The 20,078-nt window shown below is 39.5% G+C and carries 15 protein-coding genes and 3 pseudogenes; 9 read left to right on the forward strand and 9 right to left on the reverse strand.

Translation table 11 applies throughout. The annotated features are described in order from the left end of the window. Nucleotides 1–22: 22 nt before the first annotated feature. The 7 genes and pseudogenes from AC0L7Q_RS14020 to AC0L7Q_RS14050 form a co-directional block, all read right to left on the reverse strand. Nucleotides 23–478, reverse strand: coding sequence for a hypothetical protein (locus AC0L7Q_RS14020; protein ID WP_413400861.1), 456 nt, complete (start codon nt 476–478; stop codon nt 23–25). A gap of 144 nt (nt 479–622) precedes the next feature. Then, nucleotides 623–3,739 (reverse strand): efflux RND transporter permease subunit, encoded by a 3,117-nt coding sequence (locus tag AC0L7Q_RS14025; RefSeq protein ID WP_413400862.1) that lies wholly within the window; start codon nt 3,737–3,739, stop codon nt 623–625. A gap of 8 nt (nt 3,740–3,747) precedes the next feature. Further along, entirely contained in the window at nt 3,748–5,247 is a 1,500-nt protein-coding gene (locus tag AC0L7Q_RS14030; protein ID WP_413400863.1) for an efflux RND transporter periplasmic adaptor subunit, read from the reverse strand. Next, a pseudogene (locus AC0L7Q_RS14035) lies at nt 5,237–6,561 on the reverse strand (TolC family protein). Before AC0L7Q_RS14035 ends, AC0L7Q_RS14030 begins: the two are co-directional and overlap by 11 nt. A 108-nt stretch (nt 6,562–6,669) precedes the next feature. Continuing rightward, on the reverse strand, nt 6,670–7,044 hold the full coding sequence (locus AC0L7Q_RS14040; RefSeq protein ID WP_413400865.1) for a hypothetical protein: 375 nt from the start codon (nt 7,042–7,044) through the stop codon (nt 6,670–6,672). Nucleotides 7,045–7,107: 63 nt separating this feature from the next. Next, nucleotides 7,108–7,716, reverse strand: a complete 609-nt coding sequence (locus AC0L7Q_RS14045) for a paraquat-inducible protein A (protein ID WP_409424019.1) — start codon at nt 7,714–7,716, stop codon at nt 7,108–7,110. Between the two features lie 53 nt (nt 7,717–7,769). Beyond that, nucleotides 7,770–9,043, reverse strand: a pseudogene (locus AC0L7Q_RS14050) (EAL and HDOD domain-containing protein). Nucleotides 9,044–9,309: 266 nt separating this feature from the next. Here AC0L7Q_RS14050 and AC0L7Q_RS14055 point away from each other — a divergent pair. Both AC0L7Q_RS14055 and AC0L7Q_RS14060 read left to right on the forward strand, forming a co-directional pair. Further along, entirely contained in the window at nt 9,310–9,876 is a 567-nt protein-coding gene (locus tag AC0L7Q_RS14055; protein ID WP_413400867.1) for a PhnA domain-containing protein, read from the forward strand. 134 nt (nt 9,877–10,010) lie between these two features. Then, on the forward strand, nt 10,011–10,817 hold the full coding sequence (locus AC0L7Q_RS14060; RefSeq protein WP_409424021.1) for an META domain-containing protein: 807 nt from the start codon (nt 10,011–10,013) through the stop codon (nt 10,815–10,817). A 66-nt stretch (nt 10,818–10,883) separates the two neighbouring features. On the opposite strand, the gene AC0L7Q_RS14065 is transcribed toward AC0L7Q_RS14060, so the two are convergent. Further along, nucleotides 10,884–11,723: a 23S rRNA (adenine(2030)-N(6))-methyltransferase RlmJ gene (locus AC0L7Q_RS14065; protein WP_413400868.1), complete on the reverse strand. Its 840-nt coding sequence runs from the start codon at nt 11,721–11,723 to the stop codon at nt 10,884–10,886. A gap of 238 nt (nt 11,724–11,961) precedes the next feature. Between AC0L7Q_RS14065 and AC0L7Q_RS14070 the strand changes: the two genes are divergently transcribed. The 7 genes and pseudogenes from AC0L7Q_RS14070 (at nt 11,962) to AC0L7Q_RS14100 (ending at nt 17,492) form a co-directional block, all read left to right on the forward strand. Beyond that, entirely contained in the window at nt 11,962–12,192 is a 231-nt protein-coding gene (locus AC0L7Q_RS14070; protein ID WP_008113449.1) for a hypothetical protein, read from the forward strand. Further along, entirely contained in the window at nt 12,192–12,497 is a 306-nt protein-coding gene (locus AC0L7Q_RS14075) for a cell division protein ZapA (RefSeq protein WP_010391716.1), read from the forward strand. The genes AC0L7Q_RS14070 and AC0L7Q_RS14075 overlap by 1 nt, the downstream gene beginning before the upstream one ends. Before the next feature lie 55 nt (nt 12,498–12,552). Continuing rightward, a complete protein-coding gene (locus AC0L7Q_RS14080) occupies nt 12,553–13,572 on the forward strand; it encodes an MBL fold metallo-hydrolase (RefSeq protein WP_409424025.1) in 1,020 nt (339 codons plus the stop codon). A gap of 56 nt (nt 13,573–13,628) precedes the next feature. Continuing rightward, nucleotides 13,629–15,075, forward strand: a pseudogene (locus AC0L7Q_RS14085) (transglycosylase SLT domain-containing protein). Nucleotides 15,076–15,141: 66 nt separating this feature from the next. After that, nucleotides 15,142–15,630, forward strand: a complete 489-nt coding sequence (locus AC0L7Q_RS14090) for an FKBP-type peptidyl-prolyl cis-trans isomerase (RefSeq protein ID WP_054202647.1) — start codon at nt 15,142–15,144, stop codon at nt 15,628–15,630. Between the two features lie 21 nt (nt 15,631–15,651). Beyond that, nucleotides 15,652–16,380 carry an SDR family NAD(P)-dependent oxidoreductase gene (locus AC0L7Q_RS14095; protein WP_409424027.1) on the forward strand — a complete coding sequence of 243 codons (729 nt, stop codon included), beginning with the start codon at nt 15,652–15,654 and terminating at the stop codon, nt 16,378–16,380. A gap of 632 nt (nt 16,381–17,012) precedes the next feature. Continuing rightward, nucleotides 17,013–17,492 carry a hypothetical protein gene (locus AC0L7Q_RS14100; protein ID WP_409424028.1) on the forward strand — a complete coding sequence of 160 codons (480 nt, stop codon included), beginning with the start codon at nt 17,013–17,015 and terminating at the stop codon, nt 17,490–17,492. Between the two features lie 11 nt (nt 17,493–17,503). Here AC0L7Q_RS14100 and AC0L7Q_RS14105 read toward each other — a convergent pair whose 3' ends face one another. Continuing rightward, the gene (locus AC0L7Q_RS14105) at nt 17,504–20,050 is read right to left on the reverse strand and encodes a protein kinase domain-containing protein (protein WP_409424029.1); all 2,547 of its coding nucleotides are present in this window, start codon (nt 20,048–20,050) and stop codon (nt 17,504–17,506) included. Nucleotides 20,051–20,078: the final 28 nt, after the last annotated feature.

Below are 20,078 nucleotides of genomic sequence, written 5' to 3' on the forward strand. Positions count from 1 at the left end.
TCAGGACGGGACACACCCAGTGCTACATGTCTACATGACGATTAATACTTTGCATCATCTGCTTCAGACCTTGCTCTTCGAGCTGTAAGATCTCCCCTAGTTTTTCTTGAGCCTCTGGTGACTGCGCTTTATCTGCCAGATAACTATATGCATTTAATACTTTTTGATGCTGCTGAGATAAATACTCTTGAACCGCTAATTCATCTAGCTCATTACTGCGATCTAAATCAGTAAAGCTAATGATTTCTGAGTGCTCTGAAAAATATTCATAACAATATGTATCTAAAGTATTTATTTCAGTGATTGCTTTAAACCCGATTAAATCCTCAGCAAGTTTTTTTTCATACTCAACACAATAATCAATTAACTGTTTGTTATGCTCTCCAAGTAAATCCCTTACGCTAAAAAAATTAGCCGCCATTTGTGTATGAAACTGAACGGTCCAATCGAACACTTCTTGAATTGTTTTAACTTGCATGTGCGTTCCTTACTTTTTAAAACTATTAATTAAATAGAAGCGTGAATCATGCCAATAATAAATTCAACAAAATCAGTACCTAAGGAAAAGATTGCCTAACTTGTACTGATATTTTCAGTACAAGTTACATAATCAGTGTAAATATTATAGGTTGCGCTTTCGCCACAATAAATACACAGCAGGCAATACCAGCAATGTTAAAACAATGGCGCTAAACATACCGCCGACCATAGGTGCCGCTATACGGCTCATTACTTCACTGCCCGTGCCTGTACCATAAAGCACCGGTAATAAGCCAATAACTATGGTTGCCACTGTCATCATTACCGGACGTACTCGTAGACCCGCACCTTCTAGTATCGCCTGTTTAAGCTGCTCTATACTCAAGCTTTTACCAATTTTAGAAGCAGCCTCTACCTGCGCTTTATAGGCTTGGTTTAAATACACCAACATTATAACGCCTATTTCTACGGCCACCCCAGCAAGGGCAATAAAGCCGACCCCCACAGCAACAGAGAAGTTAAAGCCTTCTAAGTACATTAGCCAGATACCTCCTATCATCGCCAGTGGTAAAGTTGCCATAATAATAAATACTTCAGTGAAACTTCTAAAGTTAAGGTAAAGCAGTACCACAATAATGGCTAAGGTAAGCGGCAATACATAACTCAGTTTGGCTTTGGCACGCTCCATATATTCGTATTGCCCTGCCCAAGTTATAGAGTATCCAGCAGGTAAAATTAGCTGCTCGTTTAGTAACTGCTGAGCGTTTGCTACGTAGCTACCAATATCTGTATCTTTAATATCAATAAAGCTCCAACCATTTAAACGGGCATTTTCACTTTTTATCCCAGGAGGGCCATCACTAATAAATACATCCGCCACATCAGCAAGTGCGATACGTTGACCCGTTGGAGTAACAATAGGTAAAAGCATCAGTTCTTCAGGGGAATCACGGTACGCTTGCGGATAACGAATATTTACTGGGTAGCGCTCTTGACCCTCAACTGTTTCAGTCACGTTCATGCCACCAATAGCAGTTGCGACTACTTGTTGCACATCAGCAATATTTAAACTGTAGCGCGCTGCTTTTTCACGGTTAATATCTACCTTAATATAACGCCCACCCGCTACACGCTCTGAGTAAACAGACGCCGTACCGGGAAGATCTTTAAGTAATACCTCTATTTGTTGACCTATTTTTTGAATTTCATTCAAATTAGGGCCCGCGACTTTTATACCCACAGGGGTTTTAATCCCTGTAGCCAGCATATCTATCCGCGTTTTAATTGGCATTACCCAAGCGTTAGTTAACCCAGGAAACTTAACTAAAGTATCCAGCTCTTGTTTGAGCTTTTCAGTGGTCATGCCTTCGCGCCACTGATCTTTGGGCTTAAACTGTATAAAGGTTTCAATCATGGTCAGTGGTGCCGGATCGGTTGCCGTTTCCGCTCGTCCAATTTTACCAAATACGGTTTTCACCTCGGGCACAGTGGCAATCAATTTATCGGTTTGCTGCAATAGCTCGCGCGCCTTACCTATTGAAATTCCTGGATAAGTAGTCGGCATATACATTAGATCCCCCTCATCAAGAGGTGGAATAAATTCACTGCCTATTTTATTTATCGGATAAAAGCCCATTAAAGTGATAACTAGCGCAATCAGCAAGGTACTTTTCGGAAATTTTAATACTAGATTTAACAGCGGCTTATAACTATTTACCAGTAAACGGTTAACTGGGTTTTCATTTTCAGATATCACCTTACCACGAATGAAATAACCCATTAGTACGGGTACTAAGGTAATTGCTAATCCAGCAGAAGCTGCCATTGCATAGGTTTTTGTATACGCTAATGGCGCAAACATTCGTCCTTCCTGAGCTTCTAAAATAAATACCGGCATAAAACTCACTGTAATGATTAATAAGCTAAAAAATAACGCAGGCCCAACTTCACTGGCAGAATCAATCACCACTTGCCAACGGTTTTCATCTGTTAGTGGCTTTTTCTCCATGTGCTTGTGCATATTTTCAATCATCACAATCGCACCATCGGTCATTGCACCAATCGCTATAGCAATCCCGCCTAATGACATGATATTGGCGTTAATACCCTGCCAGTACATAATAATAAAAGCGGTGAGTATGCCTAACGGTAAGGTAATAATAGCCACCAGCGATGAGCGTATATGAAATAAAAACACCACACACACTAAAGCCACTACAATAAGCTCTTCCATCAATTTAGAAGTGAGGTTATCAACTGCGTCTTTTATTAAATTAGAGCGATCGTACACAGGTACAATTTCAACCCCCTCTGGTAGCCCTTTTTTAAGTGACTCTAATTTAGCTTTAACGAGCTCTATGGTTTTTTGCGCGTTTTCACCAAAGCGCATAACCACTACGCCACCTGCCACCTCGCCTTCGCCGTTAAGCTCGGCAACACCGCGGCGCATTTGCGGACCTAAACGCACATTAGCAACATCACGTAACTGTAGTGCAGTACCGTTAGCGTTTATACCTAAAGGAATGGCTTCTAAATCAGCAACACTTTTTACGTAGCCAGTACTGGTTACCATGTATTCAGCTTCTGCCATCTCAACTACCGATGCACCCATCTCTTGATTGCCTTGCTTAATGGCAGTTTGAATAAGGCTTAGCGGAATACCATAAGCACGAAGCTTATCGGGCTGAACATTTACTTGGTATTGTTTAACCATGCCGCCTACCGATGCCACTTCGGATACACCAGGTACAGTTTGTAGTTCAAATTTTAAAAACCAATCTTGTAAACTACGTAATTGGCTTAGGTCATGCTTACCGGTGGTATCAGTGAGTGCATATAAATACACCCAGCCAACGCCGGTTGCATCTGGGCCAAGCTCTGCAATTGCCGTACTAGGCAAACGTGCCGATACTTGACTTAGATATTCCTGAACACGACTTCGTGCCCAGTATAAATCGGTGTCTTCGTCAAAAATAACGTATACGTAAGAGTCGCCAAAAAACGAAAAGCCACGTACTGTTTGCGCCCCAGGTACCGATAACATTGCCGTGGTAATCGGGAATGTAACCTGATCCTGTACCACTTGCGGTGCTTGCCCTGGATAAGAGGTTTTAACGATAACCTGTACATCTGATAAATCGGGTAAGGCATCTACAGGCGTATTTTTTACAGAATACAAGCCGCCACCAATCAGTATTGCGGTCAGTAACAAAACAAAAAAACGGTTAACAACAGACCAGCGAATAATTGCAGTAATCATAACCACTCCTAATGATGCTGACTGTGCGTAGTATGCACAGGCATTATTGTGTGAATCACAAATTCACCTTGCTCAATGCTAAAGGTAAAAGTAACTTCATCATTAGGCTTGAGCATCTCAATCATTACATTTTTTGCTAGCATAAAGTCCATTGTTGCAGGTCCTCGGCCCCACTTTTCAATTGCCTCACGACTGATATTCACAACTCGATTGTTAGTATCAATACTATTAATCACTCCATTCACAGTTGCCGTGCTTGGGTTGGCATTACTCATTTGCATACTGTTATGCGAGACTGCTTGCATACGCTTAAAGTCAGAATTTTTACTCGACTCTGAATCAATTAAAAACTGTGCTGAAGTAACCACTTCATCGTCTGCCATAACACCAGATAAAATTTCGGTATTAGCCGCATCACTTCGCCCTAAAGTTACCTCAACCGATTTAAAACGACCTTCCCCAAGCGCAACTACAACACGGTTTTGGCTACCAGTGCGAATAACCGCCTCTTTAGGTACAATTAACTGTTTTTCAGCTACTTGACTATGAATACTGACTTGAGCAAACATATTAGGCTTTAACTGATGGCCTTGATTATCAAAGCGCAAACGTACTCTTAAAGTACGATTTTTAGCATCTAAGGTAGGGTAAATATAATCCACTTGCCCTTGCCAACGTTGGCCACTTAAATAATCGAGTGTCATGGTTACAGGCAAACCAACACGAATAAGTTCTGCTTGGCGCTCAAATACCTCTGCCTCAACCCATACTTCATCAAGCTGAGCAATACTCATCATTGAGGTATCAGGTTTAACATAAAATCCTTCACGAATATTAAGCTCATCAACAACACCACCTTGGCGAGCATAAAACGTTATGTTTTGCAGTACTTGCTGGCCTTTTTGCAGGCGTGAAATAAAGCCATCAGACACATTGAGTGATTTTAAACGGGCTTTAGCGGCACGAATTAGCACCGGATTATTGCGCTTTAACGCTAACACAAATTCTTCTTGTGCATTCACTAGCTGTGGTGAATATAAGGTATAAAGTGGCTCATCTTGTTTAACCTGATCGCCCGCGGCTTTAACGTATAAGGTTTCGACCCACCCCTCTACTCGAGGATGAATATGAATTAGCTGGTCTTGGTTGTATTGCACATAACCTACGGTGTTAACTTCATTTTTAAGTGCAGCAAACGCAACAGGCGCGGTGCGCACACCTAAATTATTAATCACTGTGGGTGAAATTTTAATACTGCCTGGCCCTTCATTGGCCCCACTGTCTGACTCTTCGTAAACAGGCACTAAATCCATGCCCATGGGAGATAAACCAGGTTCGTCACGGCGATAATTACTATCCATAGGCGCCACCCAATAAAGCGGCTCTTTTTTGCTACTGGCTTTACTGTCAGTTGGCATAGAGTGCTCACTAGGTAAGCTTAATAAAACCCCCGCAGTTAATGCCGCACTGCATATAGCTACCAGTGATAATTTTAAATTAGTATTCATAGCTCGGCTCCTGCTGTGGTGTTTTTTTAAGCTGGGATCATCAGCACTGGCGTAATAATTTAACCTTGCAATAATAATCTTTTGATCAACATGAATGTTTAGTGCGTCTATCTTGGCATTTAATTCACTAATACGCGCTTGCATTACATCTGAGAAGTTACCATCATCGCGGGTATAGGCATTCAGGGTCGCTTGAGCTTGTTCAGCCATTTGCGGTAGCAGCTTGGTTTGATAAAGCTCGGCGCGCTGATGAAGCCTTGCTAACTGGCTAACTTCCTTAAAATACATTCCTTGTAGCTTTTTAAGGGCAATTAATTTTTGTGTTTTAGCCTCTTCGCTATCAGCAATGGCAGCATTTACCAGTTGGTCTTGTCGATTATCGGTAAACAGGGGTAAATCAATACTTATACCCACAGAGAAAAGGTCTGCTCGCGAGCCACCCATTGGCATATCATCGCGGTAACCGTACCCCATGTTAACGCCAATTTGAGGTTTATAGCCTTGCTCAGCCACACTTATTTGAGTTTGCTTTGCCACTATTGCATTATCCATTGCCATAATCGCAGGGTGCTTTAATAGCATGGCCATTAGTTGTTGATACTCTAATTCAGTGTAGTTTTTTAATGCTGTAAGCTCTGAAAAGTCATTACTGACAGGCTGGCTAAGCATAGCGATAGGCAACCATTGTGTTAGCCGCTTTTTAGCACCTTGTAGCTGCTGCTCCAATTGCATTAATTTATCTTCAAGGCGGGTTAACTCTAATTGCGCTCGAATAATATCTTGTTGGCGTGTTTTGCCCACCGAGCTTACATAACTTGATTCTGTAATATCAATGAGCTGAGTAAACAAAGCTTTATCTTGCTCAATCAGTGCAATACTTCGCTGCGCTCTATAAGCATTAAGCCATGACTCAGTAACTATGGTTTTGACTTGCGCGAGTCTATCTTTGCGTAGCCAAGGCTCTGCTGCAGCTGACTGAGAAAGCGCCTTTTGTTGTAGTACTAGACTATCGCCTCGACTCAGTGATTGGCTAATTCCCACTTTAAATTGGGTCATATTTTCTTGATCAAAAGCAAAACCATTAGTTGGAAGGTTCATTAACCCTAATGTAAGCACTGGATCAGGTAAGGTTCCTGCGGCAATACTTTTTGCTTCAATTGATGATTGTTTTTGCTTGCTAGCTTTAAGCCAAGGCTCATGGTTTAAGGCATAGTTAATTGCCTCATTTAAACCTAGTTCAGCACTGTGTACAGAGACACTAATACTCAACAAGCTACTTATACACACGGCTTTTAATACTGCGAAGTGATTCATCACTTGCTCCACTTAAATTTAAAAATAACGAATGAAAACGATTAAATTTATAAGCAGATAGATGACAAAAAGCTAACTAACTAGATTTTAAATACACCTACCCTGCGATTATGCAGGCATAGGAGGTCGATAAAGAGAACGTGCAAAGTTAGCTTGATGCTGTACTACAGCATGTTGCACTTTTTCAGAGGGTAGTTTGGAGGCTATAAATAGTGAGTTTACATGCAAGGCTGAATGCGAACTACAAGCACTCATTGGGCAACTGCAATCTTGGATTAACGTGCTTTGCTCACTACAGCAATCCATAGACATAGTTGTTGTATCAGCGTCGTCGCTCATTGCCATCTCACTATGCTGCATAGATGCATGGGTTGCCATGTTCGTATGCGGCATATCACATACCATAGATACAGACGCAACGGCTTGACCCACAAAAGTGAGTAACAAAGTTAGCGTGAGTAAAATACAGTAAAGACGTTGCAATGAATTAACCTAAAAATAAATAGACGTTCAAAGTTTATGGTAACTGCGTTTAAAACTCAATAATTAACTGGTTTTTACCACTGGCTTTATAAAGCTACTAGCCGCAATGGCGAATAAACAATAGCCGGTAAAATACCAAAAACCAGTACCAAACTCAGCATGCATAGTAAGTAAATCTTCTGAGTTAGTGTTTGCATTACCTGCCATATAAGCCACTATTAATGCAATAACAAACACATCCACCATACTCCATTTACTTAAACCGATAATCACCTTACCAAGCTTGTGCTTAAACGAAGTCTCCTTCAATACACAATACAACAATTGAAGCAGCAGCTTAATTGTTGGGATCACCATTGAAAAAAACGCCACTAGTATCGCCACTAAGTAGTTTTTGTTATCGGCCAGTTCGTTAACGGTGCCCCAAATACTGCGCGTTTTTTGATAAGCGCTGACCTCGCCTTCAAGTTTATCTAACCCCAACATACTCGAGATCATCATTAGCATATTACGGGTGTTTTGATTTCCTTCATCTGCCAACATTTCAATGCCCGCCTCAGCAAGTTTAGACTTATCAATTTTACCTTCCATACTCAGCACCGGCTGAGTCACCCCGGGAATTAATAAAGCTAAGGCAATTAAAATAGTGGTAATAGGTAAAAGTAAACGCATAGTGTAATACTAAGTAAAATCAATATATGCCAATCATACCCAAACGTTTTGCGTTAGTCTTGATCAATAATGGTGGCTAATAGTTCATCCGCATATTGGCGCGCATCCAACATGGCTGTATAAACCAGCTCTATATTTGATGCCGGTCGAATAGTTTCTAACAACTTTTTAGCCAATTGCCAATTATCTTCTTCTACCGCTTTTATTAAATGTAATGAATTACCCATCATGCCCTCAAAACTTAATAGTGCACCAGATAACTCAGCCCCTAAACTAAACTCTTTAGCAATGGCTTCCAGCTCCATATCTAAAATCGCATCAAGCACCGACATTAAGCCAACTAAATAACCTTGTTCTGCAATGACTTTTCCGCCAGGCTCTAAAATTACTTGCATGAACTGCGCTCGACATAAGCCTAAACGAGTAAGTTCACTGGGCTTGTCTGAGCCAAGTTCGCTCAACGCTAAAACCCGTACAAACTTTCTAATAGAATCTTCCCCTAAATACACAACCGCTTGAGGAATAGACGTTATCACTAAATTCTTATTAGCTGAGCGAGCATTTACTAATTTTAGAACGCGTGCAGTCAAACCAACATCTTTAGAAATGCGTTGATTAATTTCATTAAAGTCTAAGTCTGTGCGGGATGTGCAACGCAGTAAGTCTAAAACAGCCATTTTTAGAGGTTCGATACTGTTGTAACTTAGCATTTCTGGATGTGCGAAAAAGAATCCTTGAAAATAATCGCATCCAGCCTCTTTAAGCTGCCTAAATTCGTCATAGGTTTCAATTCGCTCTACCACTATTTTTATATTGGGAAAACTGCGTTTGAGTTTTTTCAGCAACATGCTCGTTTTTATTACGGGTTCTTCAACTTCAAGCTTAATATAATCAACCAAACTGAGTAATGGTTGCCATTTTTCGTGTGAGTCATAATCATCTAACGCAAATACATACCCTTCTTTTTTTAACTCGGTTACTCGTTCAACAACGAGTTCGATGTTTTCAGTGCGCTCAACAATTTCAATTACAGTATTCTCAGGCTGTAATAATTTAGGCAAATCCTCTAAAAGCCCCTCGCTCGATAAATTAATAAACGCAGTTTGATTGAGCGTTAGCTTTTCTATGCCAACCAGCATTAGCGCATTAAAAAAAGTCGCCCAGTGGCTTGCCCGTCAGTTGTTCCTACAGGAAAAGCATTATTAACTGAATCTCGATAGAGCAACTCATAAGCAAAAATACTTTTATCACCGTCAAAAATTGGTTGCCGAGCAATATATTGAGTGACCAAAATAGCTGAATTTTTTACGTCTGAAATATTTGGCATTAACCTTCCTAATTAACAGTGATGTCATCATTATTTTTTACTATTAAAACAGTATAGTGAAACTTTAAAGTCTTGCTGCAATTTTAATTAGATTAAAAACAAACAAATAAGACTAAATTTATAACCCTAGAGCAGAATTATTAGTATCCATATTTTTTATAAGGTTTTTGAGTTTACAACTGCTCTAAGCATACCCAAAGGTTATGGTTATAAGGTATAATGCGATCATAAAATTTTTTATAAACTCACAAGAAAGAGTCCCTTATATGAGCATTGAACAAGCCTTAATAGAGCGTAGCAGTAACCAATGTGAACTCTGCGCAGCAACAGACAACCTAACTGTTTACGAAGTTCCTCCTGTTACCGAAGCTCATTCAGATAAGTGCATCTACACCTGTCAAACATGTAAAGATCAAATTGAAGGCAATAGCGATTTAACCCCAACCCATTGGCATTGCTTAAATGACAGTATGTGGAGTCAAACACCTGCTGTACAAGTTGTTGCTTATCGCATGCTGACTCAGTTAGCAGCTGATAACGGCTGGGCACAAGACGCGCTTGATATGATTTATCTTGAAGAAGAGACCTTGACATGGGCGCAACAAGCGCTTGCTGAAGATGATGATATTAAACACATTGATAGCAATGGTGTGGTACTTCAAGCTGGCGACACCGTTACGTTAATAAAAGATCTAGATGTGAAAGGTAGTAGCTTAACAGCAAAACGTGGTACTGCAGTGCGCAATATTGGCTTAACTAGCAACCCTGAACACATTGAAGGGCGTGTTGATGGACAGCGTATTGTTATTTTAACTAAATACGTAAAAAAATAAGTAACAAACTAAGGCGCGTAGCGCCTTTTTTACATCTCGACTTTCTTTATTTGCTGTATTTGCTAGTTAAGCAATGATTAAGTAATTCAACCGTATGCTAGCGACCATATACCATACCTCATCAAGGAACTCTTATGTTCTCATCTAAGCCAGACTCAATGTTAAAGTCGATTGCAGGCCTGTGTTTTTTTGCAAGTGGCACACTTATGCTTAGCGCATGTAACGATGACACAGCGCAGCAAAATAATGATATGGTGCAAAAAACAACCACCTTACCGGTGCAAGTTAGTTACTTAGATCGCAGCCTACTAGCGCCTAATTCACAGCTAACCGTTACTTTGGTTGATGTGTCAAAAATGGATGTGGCAGCAACTATTATCTCTAAGCAGGTGATTGATTTAGAAGGCGCACCGCCCTATAAAGTAGAGCTTGAGTATAACCGTGAAAAGATTGACCCAACTCACCGCTATAGCGTGCGTGCAACCATTAATAATCAAGAGAACTTGCTATACACCAGCACAACGAGTAACTCGCCTTTTGCCGATACTAGCTCGTCAGAACCTATAGAGATTATTGTTTCTAAAGTAACACGAAAGCCAGACGTTGATTTAGTAAATACCTACTTCAAAGCAGTTTCAATCGACGGCAACCCTGTTGTAGTGAATACCAAAGAGCCATTTATTCAGTTTAATAGTGATAACACTGTACACGGCTTTTTAGGATGTAATAACTTTAATGGCAGTTATGAAGTATCGAAGCAAACAGTGACTTTTACACAGTTAGCTACCACACAAAAAATGTGTCATGACAATATAGAACAAGAAACCGCGATGGCGGCTGTGCTTCAGGCAGCAACGCAATGGCAAATTAACGGTGAAAAATTAGTATTACAAAATGAGGCAGGCAACCAACTTGCTACCTTTAACGCTGTTTACTTTTAATCAAGCGTAACAATACCCCGCATCTCAGCAAATAAAAAAGCCCAGTTAAACTGGGCTTATTTATTTTTATTCGGCGACTAACTGCTCACTTCGGTAAAAACCACTTGGCTTACTCAACAAGCTTACTAGTTCAGGTAACACATCATCCATAGTTTGTTTTAATTTCCAGGGTGGATTTATCACTATCATTCCAGAGGCGGTCATACCATGTACTTCGGTATCTGCTTCGGTACCTAATTCAAATAATTGAATATTTTTAATTCCCGCATCAATTAAACCCTGCTCCATATTATCAATACGTTCTCTGTCCACAACCGGATACCAGATCATATATGTACCTGTCGCAAAGCGTTGATGGGCTTTAACAATAGTTTGTACCACCGTATTGTAATCGTCTTTGATTTCATAAGGTGGGTCTATTAACACACAGGCTCTGCGCGAAGCTGGCGGTAACAAGCCAATTAAGCCCGCAAACCCATTTTCGCCGCGTACCCGAATAGAGCGCTTACCTTGCATGTTTTCTTCAAGTAATACCAAATCTCGCGGATGCAACTCAAAAAACCAGCCTTTATCTTGGCGGCGTAAAAAGTGTTCGGCGATTTTTGGTGAGCCTGGGTAAAACGCCAGAGACGAACTCTCATTAAAGGATTTTATTAACTCAATGTAGTCATTTAAGGCACTGTGTTGGCTGCTATGTTGCCAAAGTTTTTCTATGCCATCTTGGTACTCTTGGGTTTTTTGTGAGTCTGGAGCTGCCAGCTCAAAAAAACCAGCGCCCGAATGCGTATCGATATAGTCAAGCGGCTTATCTTTTATTGTTTGATAGCCCAGCACTTGCGCTAACACTAAATGTTTAAGTACATCGGCAGGGTTACCCGCATGAAAGGAGTGTCTGTAACTAAGCATTATTTATTTTCGCCATACGCTGTTTAATAAAATTAGTGAACCATAAAGCACACTGCCTTGGCAATCGTCACAGCAAAAGCGGGTGTTTACGTGAACCATTTATGAATGAAAAAGCCAATAGCATGAATTATCCCTTAACATAGAATAAAAATCACCTAAAACCAGCGTAAATGCTGGCAAATAAACACACTTTGCTTTACATTTGCATGACATTAATTACAGTTATATGAGCGCATTTATGAACAACAATACTCTTCAACAACTCGAACAACTGATCGACCAACTAATTACCCGTAATAATCAGTTGCAAACTGATATTACAGAGCTTAAAGAACAAAACAGTAAACTGCTTGATGAAAATGAGTTATTACAGTTAGAAGCTCTTGAAAATGAAGAAAAACAAAAAGATGCAAGCACCACCTTGTCATCATTATTAGATAAATTACAAAGCGCACAACAGGCAAGCTAATGTCTGAGCTGCAAAACCAGCGAGTCACTGTTGAATTGCTTGGTAAAGAGCAGCAATTTGCTTGTCCGGCAGGGCAAGAAGAGGCACTAAAAGCGGCCGCCAAAAATCTGAATGATTTAGTTGAACAAATGAAACAACGTTCAACAGTCAGAAACGATCAAAAAGCATTACTTATGGCTGCTTTGAACTTAAGCCACGAATTGCTTGAAGCAAAAACTCAAAAATCAGTTGAACTTGAGCATCAAGATCAATTAATTGATAAATTAAGTCAATACTTAAGCTCAAACTCTGAGCACACTAAATAAAAGCGCATTTTGCGCTTTTATTGTTTTTACCGTCAAAATATAGCTAGAGAAAAAGATGCAACCACTTTTAACTAAAGCTCAAAAAATAGGTAAGTGCTTACTGCCTTTAATCTGCCTATTTATGCATGCAAAAAGCAATGCAGCAGTTGAGTGGCAATCGTTATCGGCTAATATTCAATTTATCAAGCAGCCAGATAGATTACGTTTTTACGACTCTAACCAAGTGTTAATTCAGGGCAGTGAGTGTGCCTTACTGGTCGATGCCAGTGGTAACTTTGCAGCGGTAGAACAACTGGTTACCGAACTAAAACAACAGCTAAAGACGCCTTTATGTTACTTGGTTGCAACCCATTTTCATGACGATCACTTGCTGGGGATGGCGGTTATGCAGCATGACTTCCCAGACGCAAAACTGATTACTCACCAGCAAGTCGCTAACGATTTTTCGCGTTATCAGCAAGCATTAACAGACAAGCTAGAGGGGTTTGAAAAAAGTATTGAGCTGAGCTATCAGCGATTAGCCACCTTACCCGATGCTGAGCAAGCTCAATGGCGAGAAAAGCTCACTCGTGCTAAAACACGCTTATTTCGCTGGCAGAATTATCAACTAACATCACCAAAAATAAGTATTAGTGAACCTAAAACGTTAGATTTAGGTGGATATACACTCTCTATAAATCCCCATCAGGCACATACTAATGGCGATTTAACATTACTTGCCGACAAGGGTAAAACCTTAATTGGTGGAGATATCATTGACTGGCTACCCTACCCTGGGCATGGCGAGCTTAAGCAATGGCAAAGTTTATTAAAAAGTTATATAAATAATAATACGCTGTCACTTTTTATTCCTGGCCATGGAAATTTAGTCGATAAAGTTAAACTAAAACAGTCACTCACGTTTTTAGAAGCAATTACAGAGCATGTTAAAAGCAACCCTGAAGCTAATATTGAGCAATTACAAAAAAACTTCCCAAGTGAAGCACTAAAACCTTATCAACAAGACTCACTTGATATAAAATCAACTCACTTATTTTTGCAATCGGGATTACTTCGCGCTAAAAACAGTCAATAACTGAACACAATGGATTGTGTTAAAATATGGAAATATTTTTTTAAGAAAGGAACAGAATGCGTCACTTGATCTTATGCTTTGCCCTTGTATTGCTATGTAGCTGTAAAACCACACAGCCAGAGATCATTGCGCCTACAGTTTCTGCACCTGTAGAGCAAAAAGCCGCACAATCAAACACGCCGACCTCTACAAACACCAACAAAGTTATTAATAAAAAAACAATACCCAAAGCCCTTAAAGCGACTCAACCCAATGACTTATGGGCACATATTGCTGATAACTTACATTTACCAGTTGAGCAAAATCAGGCGTTAAAAAAACGCATTAACTGGTATTTAAAACAACCGAATTATTTAAAAATAGTGTCTCGCCGTGCAGAGCCTTTTTTATATCATATTGTAAAAAAAGTAGAGCAAAAGCAGCTCCCCATGGAACTGGCATTACTGCCATTTGTGGAAAGTGGCTTTAGGCCTACCGCCCGCTCAAGTGAACATGCTGTGGGTGTGTGGCAACTGGTTGCAGCAACCGCGCATCATTTTGGAGTTAAATCAGATCAATGGTACGACGGACGCCAAGATGTATTGGCCTCAACCGATGCGGCACTTGATTACTTGAGCTATTTACATAAACGTTTTGATGGTAATTGGCTGCATGCTCTAGCGGCCTATAACACCGGTGAAGGCCGAGTTAAGCGCGCTATAAAACGCAATAAAAAAGAGGTAAATCAACTGATTTTTGGGCACTAACCCTGCCAAAAGAAACCGCTGACTATGTACCAAAACTATTAGCACTAAGCTATTTAGTAAAGCACCCTAAAGCAAAGTTTAAACGCCCAAAGCTTCCTTATAAAGCACTTACTACCTCGTTAAATGTGGCAAAACAGTTCGACTTTTCAATTATGGCCAAGCTCTCTGGCATGGGTGTAAAGCAACTACATGCCCTTAATCGAGGTTATTTAAAAAATCAAAGCTCCCCCACGGCCCGCATACTTTGTTACTTCCTATTGAGCAACAAGCTTTGCTAAAAAACCGTTTTTTTAAAGCCAATTTTGCAGGCGAATACATAGTCAAAAAAAATGACACGCTATACGGTATTGCTAGGCATTTTGGCTTGCCCTTAAAGGCACTAAAACAGCTCAATAATAAACAAGATAACTTTATTGGCGTTGGCGAAAAACTTATTTTAGGAGAGCCTCAAACGTTACCTGAATCGCTCACTATTAACTATAAAATAAGCCCTTACTTGGAACAAAAAGAGCCCGTCATTCCAACCATCGAGGTAGATTACCACGTTAAGCCCGGTGATAACCTGTGGAATATAAGTCAGTTGTATGGCGTTGCTCATAGCGATTTAGCACGTTGGAATAAGTTATCAGCATCTAGCGTATTAAAGCCTGGGACTCAGTTAGTTTTATTTATACCCCAAGCTGCGACACCTAAAGCCACACCGGCTAAAAAAGATCTGTTACTCGACTTACAAAATACATTAAATCATCCCCGTTAAGTTTCTAAAGCGCAGTATTTCGCGTAAAATTGCTTTTTAATTTATTGAAATCTTAAAGAGACATGCATGCAAATCAGTAAAAATTCGGCCGTTGAATTTCATTACACCTTGAGTGAAGCCGGTGAACAAATAGAAAGTAGTCTTAACGACGCGCCATTAAGTTACATTCATGGCAGCGAAGGCATGCTACCTGGTTTAGAAACCGCACTTGAAGGTAAAACTGCTGGTGATAAATTTAGCGTTACGTTATCTCCAAGTGAATCATACGGCGAGCGTGTTGATGATTTAATTCAGCGCATTCCGCTTAAGCATTTACAAGGCGATGTAAAAGTGTGGAAGCCAGGTATGACTGCAATGGTGCAATCAAATCAAGGTCGCCATCAAGTGACTATCGTAAAAGTAGGCCGCTTTAATGCTGATTGTGATTTAAACCACCCATTTGCTGGTAAAACACTGACCTTTGATGTTGAGGTTGTATCAGTTCGTGAAGCAACAAGCGAAGAAATCTCTCATGGCCACGTTCATGCTGAAGGTGGTTGCGGTCACGCACATTAATTGCTAATTAAAGGAGCAAGTATGTCAAAAGTTGCAATAGTAACCGGTGGCTCTAAAGGCATTGGCTTTGCTGTGGTACAGCGATTATTAGCTAACGGCTATCAGGTTCATAACTTAGATATTGAGTCCAGTGAGAGTGGTGTTTTTCATCAATGTGATGTTAGTAATGTAACCGCCGTACGCCAGTGTATACAGGCTATTATTGAAAAAACACAACGTATTGATGTACTTGTTTCAAACGCTGGTAAGCATCTAAGTGCCACAATTGAGCAAACCGATGAAGCGACATTCGATGCGTTAATGGCACTGAATGTTAAAGGTGCGTACGCGGCTATACAAAGCGTATTACCAGCTATGAAAGCACAACAAAACGGTGCTATTGTATTAGTTGCCTCAGACCAAGCCATTATTGGCAAACAAAACTCTTTTGCTTATAACTTAACTAAACATGCATTGGCTTCGATGGCTAAAACCACCGCCTTAGATTACGCAAGCGATAATATTCGCGCTAATGCAGTGTGCCCTGGCACCATAGAAACGCCGTTATTTCATAATGCGATTGATGCATACTGTAAAAGAAGTGGTGCTAATAAAGCCGATATTGTTGCAGAAGAAGCCGCCTTACAACCGCTCAACCGTTTAGGCCAAGCCGATGAAGTTGCTGCACTGGTAAGCTTTTTAGTAAGTCCTGATGCTAGCTTTATTACTGGTAGCTTGCAACGTATTGATGGCGGCTACACAGCACAATGAGTGCTACTTCCACAGTGGATACGTATATTATTTGGCAACAACTCAGTAATAAAAACAGCCGAAATATCTATTAAGTTAGTTAAAAATTAATAGCAAACTGCTTATATATTAGGCTTGTTTTCATGATAAAAAAATTGCTATATCACTAAGCAAGGTGTTGATAACGAGTTGCTCTAAAAGAAAAGTTTATGCAGATAGTTATAACTATGCATAAACAAAACCTTGTTAGCTAGCATCAATCATGCAACTGTAATTTATCTATCTTGCTTTATCTTTTGTCCTATATAGTTGCAGTTATCGAACGCAGCAGTCCACTCCAAAGGTGCAATATATGCAGCTTCCAGAGGCTCATTGCACTGAGAGTTTCCCAATTAGTCTGCAAGTAATAGGTGATTGAAAGGGAATGAATCACAAACTTAAGGATTCAGTAATATGCATGATAGCGTTGGGCTGTATATTAAATACGTCATAGAACCCTTGTCATATAATGCTTCTCACGCCTGTTAAACTTTTTTATTTTTTCTGAACAAAAATAATAATTATTATTCTTTGGTGGAATACTTAATTGCATATATAGTTAAAGTGCTCATGGAGTAAATAAGAAATTTTAAATTTAAAACAGGACTTTTATCATGAACGATCTTAGCTTTCGCGTTATCCCAAACGAAAATGACTCTTGGGAGTTTATTTCTAAATCAGGCTCTAGCGCTGACGATATTAAAATCAACTATAAAGAACTCTCTTCAGGTGGAAGCCTGAACTTATATTATGAGTTAGCAAACGAATCGGAGTGGACTTTTTCCGAAAATGGCAGCTATTTTTCAGATGCTAAAGACAACTTTAGTTACCAACTAAATAGCCTTGTTGCCAACGAAGGAAAGTCATTAATTATTACAATTTCTAATATTTTACCGCATCAAGCCTTATCTCAGGAGTTGAACAAACAATTGGCTGAGAATCCAAAAAAAGTAGTATCAGGGCAGTTGGATCAACGTGCAAATTATGAAATTAATTTTCGATTAATTGCAAAAAAGAGCACTGATGTTAACTCTCTTATGCGTTATTTTTCGCAAGATCCACGCGTTATAATTGAAGATATGGAGCCAGACTAGTAGCACAGAGCTTACTCTGCGCTATTTTCTACTGGACATAAAAAGTTATAATGCTCTTTACCTATTAAGCTCATCAGCTTATTTTCAGAGCATAGCCCCTTAAACCATTGTAAACGGTAAAAAACTGGGCTCCACCCCAGATTTATACTTTGCTCTATTGATGCTAGCGCCGAGTATTTTTCATTCAACAAGCTTTGTAGCATTGCTTTAATAAAGTATGCCTCTGCCAAATTAGAATTAGTAGCTAACAGCTGTTCAATCTGGTTCATCGCTTGTTGATTTCTATCTAAATGAATCAACACTTGCGCTTTTTCAAGTTGTTCTGCAACGTTCTGCGACGAAGAATCAAGCTGCTCATTAACTTTAGAGTATAAACTTTCGGCCTCTGTAAAGCGGCCCTTAAAATGAAGTAAATCGGCATAGTTAAGTTGTAAGGTAGTTTTTTTGGTATCTAACATCATCGCTTTTTGAGCAAAGTTTAATGCATTGGTAAACTCACCTTGTAGAGAAAGAGCAATCGAATAATTACTATAAATAGAAGCGCTTTGCCGTCCCGAATCTATCAGCTTTTGGTAGTTATTCTCTGCAGCCTTCAAGTCTCCCGATAGCAAATATACATCAGCGACTGTTTTTAGCGTTACAATATCGTTAGGGTTATAACTTAATACCTCCTTTAAATATTTTAATGCGTCAACACGTTTCCCCGATGTAAGATACGCTATTGCCAGGTTTCTTGTAGCTAATAAAGTTGGCCTTATTTTATATGCCATTTTCGCATGCTTTAAAGATTCTTCAAGGCGACCTATACGCTTAAAATAAATAGCCAAAATAATTTCTCTTTGGTATTCCTCTAATGATGAGTTTTGAATTCTGCTAATAATTTTTTCGGCTTCAATGTGCTCCCCCGTTTGTTGATATATTTCAAGTAGGTCAATTAAATAAGAAGGACTGTCACTGTATGAAGTTGGCGCTCGTTCAAGTTGAAATTGTAACTTTGTTATGAGCGCTACATTTTTGGAAGACTTATAAAGTCGTAAAATTATTTTTCGGTATAAAGGATATAAAGGCTTAAAATCTGGCTGTTGCGATAACAAGGCTTCAGCCATGGCACGTTGCTTTTGAGTACTACCTAAATCATTCGCAGCTAGGGTAACTAAGGATACATATTGCCTGATAAACTCATCTGACAATGACAGTTCCCTATTTGACAGGATGCTTGGACTAAGTAAGTTTTGTATCGAAGATAGTGTTGAGTTATAAATATTTAGATAGCTTTCCTTGTCTGTTGCACTTCGTGTTGTGCCTACTATTGTAGCGTTTTTATCTAATTCGTTTAGTGTAAAGTCACAAGATAAAAGACTACAATCTAATACAGGAATCAGTAACTTAGTAGCTCTTAGCGCAGCAGCTAAATTATTTAGGCCCGCATCATTACCAAGTATTGATTGTGTTTGTGTAACTTCCTTGCTCGAAATTAAAGCAAACTCGCGATCCGCAAGTACATATTCGGTTATTGCATCTTTGACGCCAAGACTGAGTAAGCGCTTTTGTGTATCCGTAACTTGGCTACTCACTGTAAATTCTACTGGCATCAAAGCTATCCTCTCTATCGGTTTCGATGAATACCAAAGCCAGCTCCCCGCGCTCAATAACAAACAAAGAACCACAGTAAGAAATAGTCTTCTATTGAAAAAACGTTTACTTACGTTGTTACTATTTTGATAGCTTTTAACATCTACAGTCGGGCTTTCAAAACTAAGTGAGTCTAAAATCCGCCTAAATTGAGATGCTACGGCACGAGCGTTTTCAGGCCGTTTATCAACTTTGAATGCTAATAATTGTTTAAGTAAAGGCACTAAATCAGCAGATAACTCTTTGATCGATTCATAACTTGCGCTACAAGGAAATGACATTATTTGTTTTGCTAAATCTTGCCCTATATTACTCGAGGCTTGTCTTGAATAGGCATGGTAGCCTGTTAATAATTGATAAGCTATTAGCCCTAGTGAAAACAAATCACTACGAAAATCCATAGTTTGATTATTCAATTGCTCAGGCGACATTGCCTTTAAGCTGCCATAATCAGTGCCTATATTTGTCGCTTCAGCTCCTTTAATTTTTGAGATACCAAAATCTGTTATTTTAACTATGTCTTCATCACTAACTAATACATTGGCAGGTTTCAAATCAAGATGTAGTATGCCTTTATCATGAATTGCAGCTAAGCCATCACTGATATGAATAAGTATTTCTAATTTTTTAGTAAGAGTAAGACTCTGTTCTTTCATTAAATGGGCTAAGGTCGTTCCTTTAACATACTCCATTTCTAATAAAATTTGTTCATCCCGATGAATTATCTTATAAAGCTGCACTATATTTGGGTGATTAAAGCTTGCAATTAACTTTGCTTCGCTGATGGCTCGCTCAGTATTATCTCCAGCTAATTTCATAACTTTGAGGGCTACTTGTCTATTCAACTCTAGATCTGTTGCAAGGTATATCGTACTCATTCCTCCTTGCGCCAAAACTTGTATTTGTTTGTAATAATCCTCTAACACAAACTGCTCGATCCATCATATGTAAATA

This window comes from Pseudoalteromonas sp. KJ63-1, assembly GCF_055808145.1.